Origin of the sequence: Aeromonas sp. 603607, assembly GCF_049171595.1 — a bacterium.
Taxonomy (GTDB): domain Bacteria; phylum Pseudomonadota; class Gammaproteobacteria; order Enterobacterales; family Aeromonadaceae; genus Aeromonas; species Aeromonas veronii.
This window is the reverse complement of sequence record NZ_JAAKOV010000015.1, coordinates 117541-135178: the sequence shown is the minus strand read 5'-3', so window position 1 is coordinate 135178 and position 17638 is coordinate 117541. Positions and strand designations below refer to the sequence as shown.

Below are 17638 nucleotides of genomic sequence, written 5' to 3'. Positions count from 1 at the left end.
TTCTCACTTCGAAAGTCAAGCGATTGTTTTCGCTTTTCTTTCGGCGCCCACTTCGCTAGGAAGCTGGCTCATCAGTTCGGCGTGTTCCGCCGTGCTGGTAGGGGCGCATTATAGGGAGCCGAGCCGGGATGACAAGGGCTTTTTGCAAAAATGTGTTCGTTTGCTGAAAAAGCGAACTGAACGCCCCAAAACAACCCCTTGGCATCTCTTTTACGCCGCTTTTTTGCTCAACTCTTCGCTTTGTGCCCGGATATAGTTGACCCAGCTGGTTGCCTTCTGCTGCCAGTTATCCTGTTGCTGCAGCTCACGGGCCAGTTCCAGCGCCTGGGCATACTGCTCCTTATTAAGGTGTGCCTGCACCAGCAACGCTTTGGCGCGATTGCCTTGCTCGCCCTTCACCGACTTGATGGCAGCGAGCTGGGTCATGGCAGCATCTGTCTTGCCCTGTTGCAGCAGCAGTTCGGCGGCGCGCATGGCCGCTTTGGGCTGACCATGCTGGTTGGCCAGCAGCTGCCAGCTATCGACCGCTTGTGACCACTCCCGGGCACCTTCCCACAATTGGGCAAGCAGTTGACGATTTTCAGCACTTTGCTTCATCTGTCCCTTGGCCATGGCCGCTTCCAGCATACGAGCACCACGATAAGGCAGCCCTTGCCAGGCATAGAGGCGGATCAGCTGATTGCGGGCTGACGCGTCATCCATCAGTTTTCTGTCGATGGCTGTTTGAAGCAGAACCAACGCCTGATCGCCGCGTTTGGCGGAGAGGTTGAGCGACACCGCCTGCTGCCACCATTTGCTCTCTTTGGGTTCGTGGCTGATCAACTCGACCGCCTGATCGGCCGCCACGCCATAGCGTTGCTGGGCGGTGAGGGCGGAGAGACGAATAATGGCGGCCTGCTTCTGCCAACCCTTCTTCAACAACTGTTCGCTCTGGCTGGCGGCGTCACCGTACTGCTTGTTGTGGTAATAGAGACCAGCCAGACGCAGGCGCAGTGCATCGTCTTGCTTGAGTGCCAGTGCCGCCTTGTAGCTGGCGATGGCACCCGACCAGTTGGATTGCTGGGCCTGAATATCGCCGCGCAGTCGCAGCAGCTGGAGCTGTTGCTGCTCGGGCCACTCTTTATAGGCAAGGGCCTGTTCGACATAACGGCTCGCCTGGGCGGTCTGTTGCAGATTGGCCGCCAGCGAGGCTTGCAGCTGCGCCAGCCAGGCACGCTCGGCATCGCTATTTGGCTTGAGGCCGGACGCCTTGCTCTGGGCTTGTTGCCACTGACCGGACTGATAGAGCTTCATCACGGGTTCAAGCTGACGGGAGAAGTGAGGGCTGACCTCCATCGCCAGACAGGCTTGGCCGACCAGGGCCAGCAGACAGATCCAGATCCGCAACATAGTTATGACTCCAGTTTGAATTTGAGCGTGATGACTTGCACCAGCTTGTCGGTGGCGCCCGGTCTCGGCTGATAACGCCACTTGTTGATCGCCTGAATGGCCGCCCGCTCGAACTGACGCTTGGGTTTGGCCTCGACCACTTCCACATCCTGCACGCCACCTTCCGCATTCACGCTAAAGCGCAGGGTGACGAAACCTTCGATCCCTGACTGTTGGGCACGATAGGGGTAGACCGGCTCGATCCGTTGCAGCGGCATCAGCATGTCACCTGCGCCGATGCCAGCCCCCTGCTGCTGGCCGTGGTAGTTGCCACTCAATACCGGTGCAGTACTGGTCGCCACACCGGGTGCATAGACCTGCACCGCGCTGAGGCTGGAGACCAGATCCAGACTCGGCTCAACGGCCGCCAAGGGGGCCGCGGCAGGCATCGGCAACGGTGTCGAGGCCAATGCGGCAGGAGGCTCTGGCAGAGGTTCAGGCTCCTGCGGCACCGGACGCTCGCGCACCTGCACCTCGGTCACCTCGTTCTGCATATTGATGACGATGGGCTTCTGCTCGCTCGCCACCTTTTCGCCCCGGGGCGGTTCAACCAGCGTGGCCATAAACAGCAGGATACCCAGACTGAGGGCGATCCCCAGCCCCAGGCTCATCAGCTTGTATTTCATTTCGGTGCCACCGCCACGGCGATATTGGCGATACCCGCCGCCTTGGCCTCATCCATCACCCGCACCACCTTGCCATGGGGCACTCGCTCATCGGCCTGAATAACCAGACTGGCATCGGGCTGCTCCGCCAGCAGACGGGCGATGGTGGCCTGCACCCGCTCCACATCGATCTGCTTGCGGTCAAGGAAGATCTGACCCTGAGCCCCGATCGCCAGCATGATGCTGGAAGATTTCTGCGCCTTGGCCTGACTGGCCTGAGGTCTGTGTACCTCGAGCCCGGCTTCGCGCACGAAGGAGGTGGTGACAATAAAGAAGATCAGCATGATGAACACGATATCCAGCATGGGGGTCATGTCGATCTGCACTTCGTCACGCTGGCGTTTGGATTGCCGTCTCATTGCATTACCTTCTCTTCTCGCAGGCCGTCCCGGGTCTTGGCCAGCGCACGCTTGGCCTGACTCTCGAGCCGACTGAGTAACAACACGCCGGAGAGCGCCACCACCATGCCCGCCATGGTGGGGATGGTGGCGCGGGAGATCCCGCCTGCCATGCTCTCCGGGTTAAAGCGGTTGGCCGCAGCCAACGCATCGAATACGCCGATCATGCCGGTCACAGTGCCCAGCAGCCCCAGCATGGGACAGAGCACCACCAGGGTGCGGATGAAGATCAGATGACGGTTCAGTTCCAGCTCCGCCTGCGCCAGCCAGCGGCTGCGGATCGCCCGGGCGTGCCAACTGTGGCGCTCGCTGCGGGCCTGCCAGCGGCCGAGCAGCTGTTGCTGCAGCGGACCGAAACCCAGATTGAGGTAGAGCAACCGCTCGATCATCAAAATCCACATCAGCACCAGCAGGGCCAGAATGACCCAGAGCACCGGGCCGCCACGGCCCATGAAGCTCTGCAGCTGTTGCCAGATGTCGAGCATCATGCTGCTCGCTCCATCCCGCCGTTATTGCTCTCGGCGCGCTCGGCCAGAATGCCGGCTACCTGCTGCTCCAGTACATTGGAAAGCTCGGTGAAGCGCGATTGCAGCAGGCTGTGGGCCAGGATCAGCGGAATGGCCGCAACCAGACCCTGTACCGTGGTAACCAGCGCCATGGAGATGCCGCCCGCCATGATCTTGGGATCGCCGGTGCCAAACTGGGTGATGGCCTGGAAGGTGCCGATCATCCCGGTTACGGTACCGAGCAGACCCAGCATGGGGGCGATGGCCGCGATCACCTTGACCATGCCGATGCCGCGCTCCATGCGAGGAGTCTCCTGCAGGATCGCCTCATCAAGACGCAGCTCGAGGGTCTCCATGCTCAGCTCGGGGTGTTTGTCTGCCACCGTCAGCACCCGGCCGAGGGCGTTATCAGCGTGATACTCGCCGCTCTTGAGCTGGCGACGAACCCGACCCAGCTCGCGAGAGAGGCTCCACAGCCGTACCGCAGCGATACCCAAACCGATGGCGGCCAACAGCACGATAATGGCGCCGACCTGACCACCTTGTTGTACCTGCTGCCAGAAGGTGGGCGCCTGTGCCAGCATAGCCAGCAGAGTGCCATGAGAAGGATCCAGCGGCAGCGCTTCCCCTTCCTGACCCTGATAAGCCGCAACGGCAGAGAGCACGCTACCGGGCAGACCCAGTACCGGGCTCAAGCCTTCCGCGGTCGGTTGCAGGAAGCCTTCGCTCCCCAGCAGGGCAAAGCTGCCAACCCGGGTCAGCGGCTGCTCGCTGGCAGCCCCCTGGGCATCGAGTACCTTGCCGTTGAACCGGGCAATCCGGCCAGATTCGCGGATCTCCTGCAGCAGCGTGGCGGGCAGCAGGGCAAGGGCGGCGCGATCCGGCACCTGTTTATCCTGTGCCATGGCTTTCAGCGGGGCGAGACGTTCCGGGTACTGGCCCTCGATGGCGGATTCGCTCAGCAGCTTGACCGCATCACTGGCGCCCTGACGGGTGACCGCGAAGATCTCGTTCATGTCGCCGGAGGCTTGCTCCCACTGGGCGTTGAGCTCGACCAGCTGCTTCTCGTTGCTGGCGAACTTGCCGGCCAGCTCCTTGCTCAAGCGCTGGGCCTCGGCCAATCTGGCGCGGGCAGTGCCGAGCTCCTTGGCAACGGTCGCCAGATCTTGCTGAGCCTGCTGTTCACGAGCCTGTTCCTGCTGCTGCCACTCATCGGCGACAGCGGCGTTGGTACCGCAGGAGAGAGCAATAAGGAGGGGGAACCACTTCATGGTGACTCTCATGATTGGGCCTCCTGACTACGGCTTACAGAGAGGGGGACATTGAGCAACTGGGGAACTTTCTTGTCGGCGGCCACATCCATCGCCTCGGCGATAGGGGAGAGCCACTGGCTATCGAGGGCTTGCCACTGCTTAGCCTCGGCAGACCAGCGCCATGCCTGACTGCGATCGGCCGTCATTGCCAGCAGGGAGACCCGGCCCAGCGCCAGCACATCGACCCGACGAGGACCACCATCCAGCTCCAGCTCGGCGGAATAGCTGTCCATCCGGCTGCCGTACTCGGCTTCGATCTGATAGGCCTGCAGCAGCTGACGGAATTTCTCTGCCTCGCTAACGTCTGCGCGGGCCAGGGTCGCTTTCAACTGTTCAACCCGCGCCAAACGATCTTCCTTGCGCAGCGGGATGTCGTTTTGCACCAGCTGTTCCAGATCTGCCTGCATCTGCAACATCAGCGGGATCAAGCCCTGACGGGTCTCTTGCACCGCTTCCAGCTGCTGACTCAATTTACCCAGCTCATTTTGCTGATCGACCACCAGAGATTGCATGTAGCGGTTGTAGGCTTCGAGGTCGCGCAGTTGCAGCTGGGCATTTTGCAGCTCCAGTCGTGCGGCAACGGCGGCATCGGCGGCTTTTTCCACCCGCTGCTGGGAGGCTTTCCCGGCAGCTATGCTGTTCTTGAGGGCGGGAGCAACCAGCTCATCCCCGATGGCAGCAAAGTGGACTGACAGTGGCAGCAGGGCCACACCCCATAATTTGTTCATTGAAATACATCTTACTAATGATAACTATTATCATTATCTCAAATGCGGGGCGGACTGGCAACGAGAGGATTTTCTTGGCCTTTATGCACAAAAACAGGATAATTTTTAGACACGCACGGAATAAGTGGCGCCAATAGCCACCGCACAAATATAAATAACGAGAAAAAATCTTTTCGATCAGTGTGATAGAGATCGAAAAAGGAGAAAGTCATGCTCAACGATGCGATCTGGGAACATATCGACAAGTTCACCAAGGCAACAAAAACCAGCGATATCCAGCAACAACTGGAACGCTTCAGTCATCAAATGGGCTTTGATTACTTCCGGCTGTTGATTATTTTCCCCATCAGCATGCAGAAATCCCACGTGGCACTGTTCAACAACTGTCCGACCAGCTGGTTTGACGCCTACAGCGAAAACCAGTATCTGACCCAGGATCCGGTGGTCTATCTGGGGCTGAAACAGACCCAGCCTATCTTCTGGAACAAACTCGACTGCGACTCGCCCTGGCTGCCCAGCGCCAGCCGCGATGTGATGAATCTGGCTGCCGATTTCGGGGTGCGCAACGGCGTATCCTTCCCGCTCCACACCCCGCAGGGGGAGCACGGTATCCTCTCATTCATCACCAAGGAGAAGTCCAACTCTGATCTGATGTTTGAAAACGTTCCCTTGCTGTCATTCTGCGCCAGCTACATCTTCAACTCCGCGCTGCAACTGATCAAAATCCGGCCTGACCTGATGAAGTACCTGACCGAACTGTCGGATCGGGAGAAGGAGTGCCTGTTCTGGGCCAGCGAGGGCAAAACCTCCTGGGAGATCGCCACTATCCTCGGCATCAGCGAGCGGACGGTCAACTTTCACCTGACCCAGGTGACCAACAAAACCGACTCGAAGAACCGCAGCCAGGCCATCGCCAAGGGGATCACCAGCGGCATCATAGTGCCCTCCCTCGACGAGGTCACCATTACCAACCTGCGGCTGTCGTAACCCTCAGCAGCAACAAAAAGAGCCGCAATTGTGGCTCTTTTTCATTTCAGAAAGTGACTGATCAGAGAGTGACTTACTCGACGGTCACCGATTTTGCCAGGTTGCGCGGCTGGTCGACGTCGGTGCCCTTGATCAGGGCGACGTGGTAGGAGAGCAGCTGCAGCGGCACGGTATAGACGATGGGGGCGATCACCTCTTCCACATGGTTGAGGTTCATGACCCGCATGGTCTCGTCGCTCTTGAAGCCGGTGTCGGCATCGGCGAACACGTAGAGGATACCGCCACGGGCACGCACCTCTTCCACGTTGGACTTGAGCTTCTCCAACAGATCGTTGTTCGGCGCCACCACTATGATGGGCATCTCGGCATCGATCAGCGCCAGCGGGCCATGCTTCAGCTCGCCAGCGGCGTAGGCTTCGGCGTGGATGTAGGAGATCTCTTTGAGCTTGAGCGCCCCTTCCATGGCGATGGGGTACTGGCTGCCACGACCGAGGAACAGGCTGTGCTGCTTGTCGGCAAACTCTTCGGCCAGGGTTTCGATATCCTTGGCCAGCGCCAGGCTCTCTTTAATACGCAGCGGCAAGGCTTGCAGCGCCTTGACCAGTTCGGCCTCGGCGGACGCGCTAAGGTGGCCACGGCAGTGACCGACCGAGGCCACCAGCATCAGCAGGCCAGCCAACTGGGTGGTGAACGCCTTGGTGGAGGCCACACCAATCTCTGCCCCCGCGCGGGTCATAAAGGCCAGATCCGATTCACGCACCAGCGAGGAGCCCGGCACGTTGCAGATAGCCAGCGAGCTCATGTAGCCGGATTCCTTGGCCAGACGCAGCGCCGCCAGGGTATCGGCGGTCTCGCCACTCTGGGAGAGGGTCACCAGCAGGCTGTTGGGACGCACTACCGATTTGCGATAGCGGAACTCGGAGGCAATCTCCACATCGCAGGAGACGCCGGCGATCTCTTCGAACCAGTAGCGAGCCACCATGCCGGAGTGATAGGAGGTGCCGCAGGCAACGATCTGCACGTGCTCGACCTTGTCAAAGATGGCGCGCGCGCCGTTGCCGAACGATTCGACCACCACGTGATCGCTGCCCAGACGCCCTTCCAGGGTGTTGGTGATCGCTTTGGGTTGCTCGTGGATCTCTTTGAGCATGTAGTGACGGTATTCACCCTTGTCACCGGCATCGTGGGAGAGTTCGGACTCCTGCTCTTCACGCACCACGGCGTTGCCGTTGGTATCGAAGATATGCACGTCACGGCGGGTCACTTCGGCCACATCACCCTCTTCCAGGAAGATGAAACGACGGGTCACCGGCAGCAGCGCCATCTGGTCGGAGGCGATAAAGTTCTCGCCGATACCGCGGCCGATCACCAGCGGTGAACCGGAGCGGGCAACCACCACGCGGCTGTCGTCGCGGCTGTCCATCACCACGGTACCGTAGGCACCGCGCAGCTGCTTCACCGCAGTCTGCATGGCAGCCAGCAGGCTGCCGGCGCTCTTCAGCTCATGATGGACCAGATGGGCAATCACCTCGGTATCAGTGTCGGAGCTGAACACATAACCCAGCGCCTTCAACTCTTCCCGCAGCTCTTCGTGGTTCTCGATGATGCCGTTGTGCACCACCACGATATGCTCGGAGACGTGGGGGTGGGCGTTGCGCTCGGAGGGCTCGCCGTGAGTGGCCCAGCGGGTATGGGCGATGCCGGTACCGCCGTGAACGGACTGCTCGTCAAGCGCCTTGGCCAGCTCGGCCACCTTGCCCAGACGGCGAACCCGCTGCAGCGGCTGGTTGGCGCTGAACACGGCCACACCGGCTGAGTCATAACCGCGGTACTCCAGACGGCGCAGGCCCTCTACCAGAATTTCAGCCACATCACGTTGGGCAACAGCCCCGACGATGCCACACATACACTTCTCCTTGAGATGCAAATCGTAAAGTCAGTTGGATGGTTCAGAGCTCGATGTCAGCAAGTGACCGGGGCGCAGATAAGCGTCACCCCCTGGGCTTGAATCTGTTCTCTGGCCTCGCTGGCCAGCCCCTCGTCGGTCACCAGGGTATGGATGCTCGACCAGGGAAGTTCGAGATTGGGGATCTTGCGGCCGATCTTTTCCGATTCGACCATCACAATGACCTCCCGCGATACCTCGGCCATGACCCGCGACAGGCCCACCAGCTCGTTGAAGGTGGTGGTGCCACGCTCCGGGTCGATGCCGTCGGCACCGATAAATAGCTGGTCGAAGTCGTAGGATCGCAACACCTGTTCTGCCACCTGCCCCTGGAAGGATTCGGAGTGAGGGTCCCAAGTGCCACCAGTCATTAACAGGGTAGGCTCATTTTCCAGCTCGCGCAGGGCACCGGCCACATTGAGGGAGTTGGTCATCACGATGAGGCCGCGCTTGTTGCCCAGCATGGGGATCATGGCGCTGGTGGTGCTGCCGCTGTCGATGATGACGCGGTTGTGATCACGCAGCCGCTCGGCCGCCGCACGGGCAATGGCTAACTTTCGGTTCGAAACTTGTTCAGGGTTGACCTCGACCACCATCTCGTTCGGCAAGGGAACGGCACCACCATAACGGCGCAGCAGCAGACCGCCGGTCTCCAGTACCGCCAGATCTTTACGGATGGTCACTTCGGAGGTAGAAAAGTGTTTGGCGAGGGCGTCGACGCTCACTTCACCCTGCTCTTGTACCAGGGTCACTATGGTGTGGCGGCGTTGTTGAGTATTACGTTTGGTCATTTTTAAGTTTCGATTCGAAAGAACATCGAAATGTTAGCCCCTTTTTCGGAAAAATAAAACAGCAAATAGGATCCGGTTTGGTTCGATGCCAGAATGGGGTGCCAATTTGCGACGAGGATGCCATGCAAAAGAGAGTCATCTGGCTGGTGGAGGATGAGGCCAGCATCGCCGACACCCTGATTTATGCCCTGCAGACCGACGGGTTTGAGGTGGAGTGGTTCATGCTGGGCCAACAGTTGCTGACACGACTGGAACAGACGCGACCCGACTTCCTGATCCTCGATGTGGGGCTGCCCGACATCAGCGGCTTCGAACTCTGCAAGCAGGTGAGGGCGCTGACCGATATTCCCCTGATGTTCCTCACCGCCCGCAGCGAGGAGATAGACCGGCTGATCGGGTTGGAGATCGGTGCCGACGACTATGTGGCCAAACCCTTCTCGCCACGGGAAGTGTGTGCCCGGGTGCGGGTCATCCTGCGCCGCAGCCAGCCCGTCGCCCCCCAACCCAGCGCCCTGCTGGTGCTGGATGAGGAGCGGGCCCGCATCCATTTTCGCGGCCAACCGCTGGCCCTCACCCGCTACGAATATCTGCTGCTCAAGACCTTGATGCAGGCGCCGGGCCGGGTCTACTCCCGCCAACAGCTGATGGATCTGGTGTGGCAGGATGCGGAGGAGAGTCTGGATCGCACCGTCGATACCCACATCAAGACCATCCGCGCCAAGCTGCGCGAACATGATGCAGAAGCCAACCTGATCCTCACCCACCGCGGGCTGGGCTACAGCCTGGAGCTGGCATGAGACTCGGGTTGCAACTGCTGTGCGGCCTGCTGCTGATCTTCGCGCTGGCCGCCTGGTTCGTGCTGGAGATCTTCGTCGAGGAGATAAAACCCGGGGTGCGCAGCGCCACCGAAGATACTCTGGTAGACATGACCCAGCTGCTGGCGCCGCTCGCCCTCGATGATCTGAAAGAGGGCAATATGATGAACGGGCGGTTGGCCAGCGCCTTCGCCCGCCTCAACCAGAATCCCATCAATGCGATGATCGACGGCCACCTCAAGCAGCAGGCGGAGTACCGCATCTATGTCACTGACCAGAAGGGTATGGTGATTTACGACTCCGACGGCACGGATCTGGGCAAGGATTATTCCCGCTGGAACGATGTCTACCGCACCCTGCGCGGCCAATATGGCGCCCGCAGCACCCGCACCGATCCCGACGATGCCGCCAGCTCGACCATGTATGTGGCGGCGCCGCTGCGGGAAGGGGCCGAGATCATCGGCTCTCTCACCGTCGCCAAACCCAATCGCACCCTGATGCCAGCCATCGAGCGCGGGGAACAGGAGCTGCTGCGGGCCGGCGGCCAGATGCTGCTCATCTCGCTGCTGATCGGCAGCCTGCTGGTGTGGTGGCTAAACCGCGCCATCGGCAAGCTGGTGCACTACGCCGACTCGGTCAGCAAGGGGGAGGCGGCACCGCTGCCACGGCTGCACACCGTCGAGCTGGATCGGCTCGGCCGCTCGCTGGAGACCATGCGCCACCAGCTCGATGGCAAAAGCTACATCGAAGCCTATGTGCACAGCCTGACCCACGAGCTGAAGAGCCCTCTGGCCGCCATTCGCGGGGCAGGGGAGATTTTGGCCGAAACGCCGCCCCCCGAAGTTGCCAAACGCTTTATCGGCAACATCAATTTGGAAACCGCGCGCATGCAGCAGCTGATCGAGCGAATGCTGCAACTGGCGCGGCTGGAGTCGGGGCAGGGGCTGGATCGCCAGTCGGTGGAGCCAGCGAAACTGGGCAAGCGCACCCTCGACGCCCGCCAGATCATCGCCCAGCGCCGTCAGGTCGAGTTGGTGGCCGAGCTGGCCAGCGCGCCGAAACAGAAGTGGGATCCGCTGCTGGTGGAGCAGGCCATCGGCAACCTGCTGGACAACGCCATCGACTTCTCTCCCGCCAACGGGCAGGTCACCCTGAGCGGCAGCCAGCAGGAGGAGGGCTACTGTTTTCGGGTCACCGACAGCGGCCCCGGCATTCCCGACTACGCCCTGCCACGGATCTTCGAGCGTTTCTACTCCCTGCCGCGACCGGACAAGGGCAAGAGCAGCGGTCTGGGGCTCAGCTTCGCCCATGAGGTGGCCCACCAGCATGGCGGCCGTCTGACCCTGAGCAACCGACCGGAAGGAGGCGCGCTGGCGGAACTCTGGCTGCCGTTCACCTAGTCACCGCCCTGCAACTTCACACTCCCCACACAAAGCGGCTATAGACTGCCGCTTTCTCTCATCCATTTGCTCAAGGAAATGCTATGTCCCGCCTGCTTCTCTCCAGCCTGCTGGCTGCCAGTTTGCTCGCAGCCCTGCCTGCCTCCGCCGCCAGCGGCTGCTTTCTCTATGCTGACGGCAACGGCCAGACCCTCTCCAGCGAAGGGGACTGCTCCAGCCAGCTGCCGCCCGCGTCCACCTTCAAGATCCCGCTGGCGCTGATGGGTTACGACAGTGGCTATCTGGTTGATGAAGAGCATCCGGCACTGCCTTACAAACCGAGCTATGACGGCTGGCTGCCCGCCTGGCGCGAAACCACTACCCCGCGCCGCTGGGAAACCTACTCGGTGGTCTGGTTCTCCCAGCAGATCACCGAGTGGCTGGGGATGGAGCGCTTCCAGCAATACGTCGACCGCTTCGACTACGGCAACCGGGATCTCTCCGGCAATCCGGGCAAGCATGACGGTCTGACCCAAGCCTGGCTCAGCTCCAGCCTCGCCATCAGTCCGGAGGAGCAGGCCCGTTTCCTCGGCAAGATGCTCAGCGGCAAGCTGCCGGTCTCGGCGCAGACCCTGCAGTACACCGCCAATATCCTCAAGGTGAGCGAGATCGACGGCTGGCAGATCCACGGCAAGACCGGCATGGGCTACCCGAAGAAGCTGGATGGCAGCCTCAACCGCGATCAGCAGATCGGCTGGTTCGTCGGATGGGCCAGCAAACCGGGCAAACAGCTGATCTTCGTCCATACCGTGGTGCAAAAGCCCGGCAAGCAGTTCGCCTCCCTCAAGGCGAAAGAAGAGGTGCTGGCCGCCCTGCCCGGAAAATTGAAGACCCTGTAATTCCCCCAGAAACCGGCGCAATGCCGGTTTTTTTATCCCCCTTCACCACCACTTCACACAAGCCCATCACCACTTCACGCCGGACTGACAGACTCACTCCATCAAACAAGGAGACGTGTCATGGTCAAACAGATATTCACCCACAAGATCTTTCTGCTGCTGTTGCTCAGCCTGTTGTTGATGGTGCCGGTGCAATCCATCATGGAGCTCAACCGGGAGCGTCAGGCTTACCGCAGTCAGGCCATTCACAGCATCATGGCCAGCAGCAGCGGCCCGCAACGACTGATGGGGCCCATTATCGTGCAGCCCTATACCCGTTCGGTGACGGTCGAGCAGGAGGGCAAGCGCTTCGTCCGTCAGGAGCAGATCTACCGCTACCTGCTGCCGGAGCAACTGGATATCAGGGCCAACATGGAGGTGACCCCGCGCAAGCTGGGCATCTATCAGGCCCAGGTCTACCAGACCCGCATCACCCTCTCGGGCCGCCTGCCCACCCGGCAGAGTTTGCTGAATGACGCGACCTCACCGCTCGGTGAAACGGCCGAGCTGGTGGCGGGCAAACCCTACCTGAGCCTGGTGCTCTCCGATGCCCGCGGTATCAACAGCGTCCCCGAACTGCAACTCGGCACACAGCGGATCCCGTTTGCCCCCGGCGCCCGTCTCGGTGACGCGCTGGCCGGTATCCATGCCCCGCTCGACAGCCTGCCCCAACAGGATGGCACCTTTCATCTGGATCTGAATCTGCAGGGGATGAACGCCCTCGACATAGTACCGCTGGGCAAGGAGAGCACCTTGCTGCTGGCGGGCAACTGGCCCCATCCCAACTTTATCGGCGACTTTCTGCCGGGCAGTCGCACCCTGAGCCCACAAGGGTTTGAGGCCAACTGGCAAACCAGCTGGTTCGCCAGCGACATGGAGACCCGCTTCAACCGGATGATGAACGGGGGCGATAGCAATCTCTCCACCTTCAGCGTCAGTCTGGTGCAGCCGGTGGATCACTATCAGCTCAACGAACGGGCGGCCAAATATGCCCTGCTCTTCATCGGCCTCACCTTTATCAGCTTCTTCATGTTCGAGCTGCTCAAGGGGCTGAGGGTTCACCCGATCCAGTACGCGCTGGTAGGCATGGGGCTGGCCATCTTCTATCTGGTGCTGCTGGCGCTGACCGAACACCTCGGCTTTGGCTGGGCCTATCTGGTGGCCGCGCTGGCCAGCGTGCTGCTCAACGGCTTCTACCTCAGTCATGTGCTGGGCGGCCCGAAGCAGGGGATCGGCTTTGCTGCGCTGCTCGGGCTGGTCTATGCCATCCTCTACAGCCTGCTGCAGGCCGAAGAGATAGCTCTGCTGCTCGGCGCCCTGCTGCTGTTCGCCACCCTGGCGCTGATCATGCTGCTGACCCGCAAGCTCGACTGGTATCAGGTGATGGACTACAGCGCACCCGCGACCACATGGGCGGCCCCCCAGTCATCGACCAGTGACACCAACCATCAGTCATAAGCCAAAAAAACCGGCGCCATCAGGCGCCGGTTCTATTTTATTGATCGGGCATCACTTCTTCTTGACCGGGCGAGCCCAGTTCTTGATGTGGCGCTGGGGCACCCGGGTGATCACCAGCTCATTCTCGGCCACATCCTTGGTGATAGTGGAACCTGCCCCCAGGGTAGCCCCCTTGCCGATGCGCACCGGCGCCACCAGCTGGGTATCGGAACCAACGAATACATCGTCCTCGATGATGGTCTGGAATTTGTTGACCCCGTCGTAGTTGCAGGTGATGGTACCGGCACCGATATTCACCCCGGCTCCGATCTCGGCATCACCCAGATAGGTGAGATGACCGCACTTGGAACCAACCCCAAGACGGGCCTTCTTCATCTCGACGAAGTTGCCAACGTGGGCATCCTGCTCCAGCACGGCCCCTGGGCGCAGACGGGCAAAAGGGCCGACCGAACACTGATCCGCCACCTGAGCCCCTTCAACGATGGAGTAGGGCTTCACTTCGGTGTGATCGCCGATCACGCAATCCTTCAGCACGGCACCGGCACCGATACGGACGTGGTTGCCGAGGGTTACCTTGCCTTCGATGATGACGTTGACGTCGATCACCACCTCTTCACCAATCTCGAGGGTGCCGCGCAGATCGAAGCGGGCTGGGTCGATCAGGGTGGCACCGGCGATCATCAGCTTCTCGGCCTGCATTTGCTGGTAGCTGCGCTCAAGGGCAGCCAGCTGCACCCGGTTGTTGGCCCCTTCCACCTCGGCGGCACGCTCCGGATGGACCGCTGCGATCTGGCAGCCATCGGCGTGCGCCATGGCGATCACATCGGTCAGGTAGAACTCGCCCTGGGCATTCTTGTTGTCCAGACGGGAGAGCCAGCTGCGCAGCTGGCCGCCGTTGGCCACCAGCACGCCGGTGTTCACTTCGCGGATGGTCAGTTGCTCGGCGTTGGCATCTTTCTGCTCGACGATGCCGACCACCTGACCGTTTTCACGGACAATGCGGCCATAGCCGGTGGGGTTGTCCAGCACCACGGTCAGCAGTGCCATGCCATCGCTTGCCTTGGCAGCCAGCAGTCGCTGCAGGGTCTCGGGCTGGATCAGCGGGGTATCGCCGTAGAGCACCAGCACGTCGTCTTCATCCTTCCAGAACGGGATCGCCTGGGCGACGGCATGACCGGTCCCCAGCTGCTGCGCCTGCAGCACCCAGTTCACGTCGGCCGCCACGATCCGCTCTTTCAGCAGCTCGGCACCGTGGCCATAGACCAGATGCAGCTGCTCGGCGCCGACCTGACGGGCGGTATCGATCACGTGGGAAACCATGGGTTTGTTGGCTACCGGGTGCAGTACCTTGGGCAGAACGGAACGCATGCGGGTACCTTTACCCGCCGCCAGGATCACGACGTTGAGAGACATGACTTCGACCTTGAACTTGTGTGGAAATACCCGGCGGAGTCTATCCAACGGGTAAAAAAAAAGCGACCCGAAGGTCGCTTTTTACATCACCGTTATTAGCGGTAATTCTTTTTGACGATATCGATAACCCGCAATTGGGCCATCGCCTTGGCCAGCTCGGTGGCGGCCTGGGCGTAGTCGATATCACCATGGGAGCTGTGGATCCGCTCTTCGGCTGCGCGCTTGGCTTCCTGGGCTTTCGCCTCATCCAAGTCGTCAGCACGAATCGCAGTGTCCGCCAGCACGGTCACGGATTCAGGTTGTACTTCCAGCATACCGCCGGAGATGTACAGCACCTCTTCAGTTCCGTTCTGCTTCACCAAGCGGACCAGGCCCGGCTTGATGGCAGTCAGCAACGGAGCATGACCGTGGCGGAGACCCAACTCACCTTCGGAGCCTGATACCTGAGCGGATTGCACTCGACCGGAAAACAGTTTTCCTTCGGCGCTCACCACGTCCAGGTGAAAGGAGATCATCTCTGCCATGGGCCCTCCTGTCGAGGCTTACAGTTTCTTGGATTTCTCGACGACTTCGTCGATACCGCCAACCATGTAGAACGCCTGCTCGGGCAGATCGTCATACTCGCCTTTCAGGATGCCCTGGAAACCACGGATGGTCTCTTTCAGCGGCACGTATTTACCCGGAGAACCGGTAAACACTTCTGCTACGAAGAACGGCTGGGACAGGAAACGCTCGATCTTACGGGCACGGGCTACGGTCAGTTTGTCTTCTTCTGACAGTTCATCCATACCCAGGATGGCGATGATGTCCTTCAGCTCTTTGTAGCGCTGCAGTACGGTTTGAACGCCACGAGCGGTCTCGTAGTGCTCTTTGCCAACCACCAGCGGATCCAGCTGACGAGAGGTAGAGTCCAGCGGGTCAACGGCCGGGTAGATACCCAGTGCCGCGATTTGACGGGACAGTACGACGGTCGCATCCAGGTGGGCGAAGGTGGTCGCCGGAGACGGGTCAGTCAAGTCATCCGCAGGCACGTAAACGGCCTGTACGGAGGTGATGGAACCGGTCTTGGTGGAGGTGATACGTTCTTGCAGAACACCCATCTCCTCGGCCAGGGTCGGCTGGTAACCTACTGCGGAAGGCATACGGCCCAGCAGTGCGGATACTTCAGTACCGGCCAGGGTGTAACGGTAGATGTTGTCCACGAAGAACAGTACGTCACGACCTTCGTCACGGAACTTCTCGGCCATGGTCAGGCCAGTCAGCGCAACGCGCAGACGGTTTCCGGGCGGCTCGTTCATCTGACCGTAAACCAGAGATACTTTGTCAAGTACGTTGGACTCCATCATCTCGTGGTAGAAGTCGTTACCCTCACGGGTACGCTCACCTACACCGGCAAACACAGAGTAACCACTGTGTTCGATCGCGATGTTACGGATCAGCTCCATCATGTTTACGGTTTTGCCTACACCGGCACCACCGAACAGACCAACTTTACCACCCTTGGCGAACGGGCATACCAGGTCGATAACCTTGATGCCTGTTTCCAGCAGATCGTTGCTGTTGGACTGATCTTCGTAGCTGGGGGCTGCGCGGTGGATAGACCAGCACTCTTCTTCACCGATCGGACCTTTTTCGTCGATTGGCTCGCCCAGTACGTTCATGATCCGACCCAGAGTCGCAGTACCGACCGGAACCTGGATGGATTTACCGCTATTCACTACTTCCAACCCACGACGCAGACCGTCGGAGGAGCCCATGGTGATGCAACGAACGACGCCGCCACCGATCTGTTGCTGAACTTCCAGCACCAGACCCTGGCCTTGACCTTCGCTAACGACCTTCAGTGCATCGTACACCTGGGGCACGGCATTCTGCGGGAACTCGATGTCCACCACAGCGCCGATGATTTGGACGATGAAACCGTTACTCATGTCAAATCCTCTAAACCTTTGATAACCCTTGCCTTACACCGCAGCAGCACCGGATACGATCTCTGTCAGCTCCTGGGTAATACTGGCCTGACGGGCCTTGTTGTATACCAGTTGCAGATCGTTAATCAGGTTACCGGCGTTGTCAGTCGCGGCTTGCATGGCAACCATTCGGGCTGCCTGTTCACTTGCCAAGTTTTCCACTACCCCCTGGTAAACCTGAGATTCGACATAGCGAACCAGCAGGGTATCCAGCAGCTTCTTGGGATCCGGCTCATAGAGGTAATCCCAGTGGTGTTTCTTGGCGAGCTTGCTGTCTTCAGTTACGGGCAAAGGCAGCAGTTGATCGACCCGTGGTTGCTGCACCATGGTGTTGACGAACTTGTTGTACACCAGATACAGCTTGTCAATCTCACCGTTGTCGTAAGCCTTCAGCATGACCTTGACTGAACCAATCAGGTCATTGACGCTCGGACTATCGCCCAGTCCTGCGACATGAGCTTTAACCTTGGCGCCGTGCCGTTCAAAGAAGTTGGAGGCCTTGTTACCGATCAGTGCCAGGTCAACCTTGGCACCTTTCGCGCTCCATTGCTTCATATCATTGAGGGCAGCCTTGAACAGGTTGATGTTCAGACCACCACACAGGCCACGGTCGGTGGAGACGACGATGTAACCCACTCGCTTGACCTCACGTTCGATGAGGTAGGGGTGCTTGTATTCCAAGTTCCCCTGAGCGATATGGCCGATCACCTTGCGCATGGTTTCAGCGTACGGACGGCTGGCAGACATGCGTTCCTGCGCACGGCGCATTTTGCTTGCTGCCACCATTTCCATAGCGCCGGTGATCTTCTGAGTGTTTTTCACACTCCCGATCTTGTTACGTATCTCTTTTGCGCCGGCCATCTCTTACTCTCCATCAAGTGGCAGCTCACGCTGCCACACACGC

At 60.0% G+C, this 17638-nt stretch carries 17 protein-coding genes; 5 read left to right on the top strand and 12 right to left on the bottom strand.

Going from position 1 to position 17638, the window contains the following annotated elements; translation table 11 throughout:
• Positions 1 to 210 precede the first annotated feature (210 nt).
• From G5315_RS15140 to G5315_RS15115, 6 genes are read right to left on the bottom strand one after another with little or no spacing between them, the layout of a single operon-like run.
• The gene (locus tag G5315_RS15140; protein WP_421333292.1) at positions 211 to 1389 is read right to left on the bottom strand and encodes a hypothetical protein; all 1179 of its coding nucleotides are present in this window, start codon (positions 1387 to 1389) and stop codon (positions 211 to 213) included.
• A gap of 2 nt (positions 1390 to 1391) precedes the next feature.
• Positions 1392 to 2054: an energy transducer TonB gene (locus G5315_RS15135; RefSeq protein ID WP_005339371.1), complete on the bottom strand. Its 663-nt coding sequence runs from the start codon at positions 2052 to 2054 to the stop codon at positions 1392 to 1394.
• Positions 2051 to 2452, bottom strand: coding sequence for an ExbD/TolR family protein (locus tag G5315_RS15130; protein ID WP_005339369.1), 402 nt, complete (start codon positions 2450 to 2452; stop codon positions 2051 to 2053). The genes G5315_RS15135 and G5315_RS15130 overlap by 4 nt, the downstream gene beginning before the upstream one ends.
• Positions 2449 to 2979 carry a MotA/TolQ/ExbB proton channel family protein gene (locus G5315_RS15125; RefSeq protein ID WP_005339367.1) on the bottom strand — a complete coding sequence of 177 codons (531 nt, stop codon included), beginning with the start codon at positions 2977 to 2979 and terminating at the stop codon, positions 2449 to 2451. Before G5315_RS15125 ends, G5315_RS15130 begins: the two co-directional genes overlap by 4 nt.
• A complete protein-coding gene (locus tag G5315_RS15120) occupies positions 2976 to 4280 on the bottom strand; it encodes a MotA/TolQ/ExbB proton channel family protein (protein WP_421333291.1) in 1305 nt (434 codons plus the stop codon). Before G5315_RS15120 ends, G5315_RS15125 begins: the two co-directional genes overlap by 4 nt.
• The gene (locus tag G5315_RS15115; RefSeq protein WP_421333290.1) at positions 4277 to 5038 is read right to left on the bottom strand and encodes a DUF3450 domain-containing protein; all 762 of its coding nucleotides are present in this window, start codon (positions 5036 to 5038) and stop codon (positions 4277 to 4279) included. The genes G5315_RS15120 and G5315_RS15115 overlap by 4 nt, the downstream gene beginning before the upstream one ends.
• Positions 5039 to 5248: 210 nt before the next feature.
• On the opposite strand from G5315_RS15115, the gene G5315_RS15110 reads away from it, so the two are divergent.
• Positions 5249 to 6025: a helix-turn-helix transcriptional regulator gene (locus tag G5315_RS15110; protein WP_255912499.1), complete on the top strand. Its 777-nt coding sequence runs from the start codon at positions 5249 to 5251 to the stop codon at positions 6023 to 6025.
• A gap of 73 nt (positions 6026 to 6098) precedes the next feature.
• On the opposite strand, the gene glmS is transcribed toward G5315_RS15110, so the two are convergent.
• Together glmS and G5315_RS15100 are read right to left on the bottom strand one after the other, a co-directional pair.
• A complete protein-coding gene (gene glmS, locus G5315_RS15105; protein ID WP_216960043.1) occupies positions 6099 to 7931 on the bottom strand; it encodes a glutamine--fructose-6-phosphate transaminase (isomerizing) in 1833 nt (610 codons plus the stop codon).
• Between the two features lie 56 nt (positions 7932 to 7987).
• The gene (locus G5315_RS15100; RefSeq protein WP_064335026.1) at positions 7988 to 8761 is read right to left on the bottom strand and encodes a DeoR/GlpR family DNA-binding transcription regulator; all 774 of its coding nucleotides are present in this window, start codon (positions 8759 to 8761) and stop codon (positions 7988 to 7990) included.
• 122 nt (positions 8762 to 8883) lie between these two features.
• Between G5315_RS15100 and blrA the strand changes: the two genes are divergently transcribed.
• The 4 genes from blrA (at position 8884) to creD (ending at position 13351) form a co-directional block, all read left to right on the top strand.
• Positions 8884 to 9558, top strand: coding sequence for a two-component system response regulator CreB (gene blrA, locus G5315_RS15095; protein WP_204419943.1), 675 nt, complete (start codon positions 8884 to 8886; stop codon positions 9556 to 9558).
• Positions 9555 to 10976 (top strand): beta-lactam sensor histidine kinase BlrB, encoded by a 1422-nt coding sequence (blrB, locus tag G5315_RS15090; RefSeq protein ID WP_319920636.1) that lies wholly within the window; start codon positions 9555 to 9557, stop codon positions 10974 to 10976. The genes blrA and blrB overlap by 4 nt, the downstream gene beginning before the upstream one ends.
• An 83-nt stretch (positions 10977 to 11059) precedes the next feature.
• On the top strand, positions 11060 to 11854 hold the full coding sequence (gene blaOXA / locus G5315_RS15085) for an OXA-12 family class D beta-lactamase (protein ID WP_263085054.1): 795 nt from the start codon (positions 11060 to 11062) through the stop codon (positions 11852 to 11854).
• Positions 11855 to 11974: 120 nt separating this feature from the next.
• On the top strand, positions 11975 to 13351 hold the full coding sequence (creD, locus tag G5315_RS15080) for a cell envelope integrity protein CreD (RefSeq protein WP_421333289.1): 1377 nt from the start codon (positions 11975 to 11977) through the stop codon (positions 13349 to 13351).
• A 51-nt stretch (positions 13352 to 13402) separates the two neighbouring features.
• On the opposite strand, the gene glmU is transcribed toward creD, so the two are convergent.
• From glmU to atpG, 4 genes are all read right to left on the bottom strand, one after another.
• Complete coding sequence (gene glmU, locus G5315_RS15075) at positions 13403 to 14764, bottom strand: bifunctional UDP-N-acetylglucosamine diphosphorylase/glucosamine-1-phosphate N-acetyltransferase GlmU (protein WP_421333288.1); 1362 nt, start codon at positions 14762 to 14764, stop codon at positions 13403 to 13405.
• A 95-nt stretch (positions 14765 to 14859) separates the two neighbouring features.
• Positions 14860 to 15288 carry a F0F1 ATP synthase subunit epsilon gene (locus tag G5315_RS15070; protein WP_005339345.1) on the bottom strand — a complete coding sequence of 143 codons (429 nt, stop codon included), beginning with the start codon at positions 15286 to 15288 and terminating at the stop codon, positions 14860 to 14862.
• A gap of 18 nt (positions 15289 to 15306) precedes the next feature.
• On the bottom strand, positions 15307 to 16695 hold the full coding sequence (gene atpD / locus G5315_RS15065) for a F0F1 ATP synthase subunit beta (RefSeq protein WP_005339344.1): 1389 nt from the start codon (positions 16693 to 16695) through the stop codon (positions 15307 to 15309).
• Between the two features lie 33 nt (positions 16696 to 16728).
• Positions 16729 to 17595, bottom strand: coding sequence for a F0F1 ATP synthase subunit gamma (gene atpG, locus G5315_RS15060; RefSeq protein ID WP_005339343.1), 867 nt, complete (start codon positions 17593 to 17595; stop codon positions 16729 to 16731).
• Between the last annotated feature and the right edge of the window lie 43 nt (positions 17596 to 17638).

Bases quoted from the DNA above. Each gene is read 5' to 3' on its own strand.
- G5315_RS15140 (WP_421333292.1), bottom strand. From the start codon at position 1,389: ATGTTGCGGATCTGGATCTGTCTGCTGGCCCTGGTCGGCCAAGCCTGT.
- G5315_RS15135 (WP_005339371.1), bottom strand. From the start codon at position 2,054: ATGAAATACAAGCTGATGAGCCTGGGGCTGGGGATCGCCCTCAGTCTG.
- G5315_RS15130 (WP_005339369.1), bottom strand. From the start codon at position 2,452: ATGAGACGGCAATCCAAACGCCAGCGTGACGAAGTGCAGATCGACATG.
- G5315_RS15125 (WP_005339367.1), bottom strand. From the start codon at position 2,979: ATGATGCTCGACATCTGGCAACAGCTGCAGAGCTTCATGGGCCGTGGC.
- G5315_RS15120 (WP_421333291.1), bottom strand. From the start codon at position 4,280: ATGAGAGTCACCATGAAGTGGTTCCCCCTCCTTATTGCTCTCTCCTGC.
- G5315_RS15115 (WP_421333290.1), bottom strand. From the start codon at position 5,038: ATGAACAAATTATGGGGTGTGGCCCTGCTGCCACTGTCAGTCCACTTT.
- G5315_RS15110 (WP_255912499.1), top strand. From the start codon at position 5,249: ATGCTCAACGATGCGATCTGGGAACATATCGACAAGTTCACCAAGGCA.
- glmS (WP_216960043.1), bottom strand. From the start codon at position 7,931: ATGTGTGGCATCGTCGGGGCTGTTGCCCAACGTGATGTGGCTGAAATT.
- G5315_RS15100 (WP_064335026.1), bottom strand. From the start codon at position 8,761: ATGACCAAACGTAATACTCAACAACGCCGCCACACCATAGTGACCCTG.
- blrA (WP_204419943.1), top strand. From the start codon at position 8,884: ATGCAAAAGAGAGTCATCTGGCTGGTGGAGGATGAGGCCAGCATCGCC.
- blrB (WP_319920636.1), top strand. From the start codon at position 9,555: ATGAGACTCGGGTTGCAACTGCTGTGCGGCCTGCTGCTGATCTTCGCG.
- blaOXA (WP_263085054.1), top strand. From the start codon at position 11,060: ATGTCCCGCCTGCTTCTCTCCAGCCTGCTGGCTGCCAGTTTGCTCGCA.
- creD (WP_421333289.1), top strand. From the start codon at position 11,975: ATGGTCAAACAGATATTCACCCACAAGATCTTTCTGCTGCTGTTGCTC.
- glmU (WP_421333288.1), bottom strand. From the start codon at position 14,764: ATGTCTCTCAACGTCGTGATCCTGGCGGCGGGTAAAGGTACCCGCATG.
- G5315_RS15070 (WP_005339345.1), bottom strand. From the start codon at position 15,288: ATGGCAGAGATGATCTCCTTTCACCTGGACGTGGTGAGCGCCGAAGGA.
- atpD (WP_005339344.1), bottom strand. From the start codon at position 16,695: ATGAGTAACGGTTTCATCGTCCAAATCATCGGCGCTGTGGTGGACATC.
- atpG (WP_005339343.1), bottom strand. From the start codon at position 17,595: ATGGCCGGCGCAAAAGAGATACGTAACAAGATCGGGAGTGTGAAAAAC.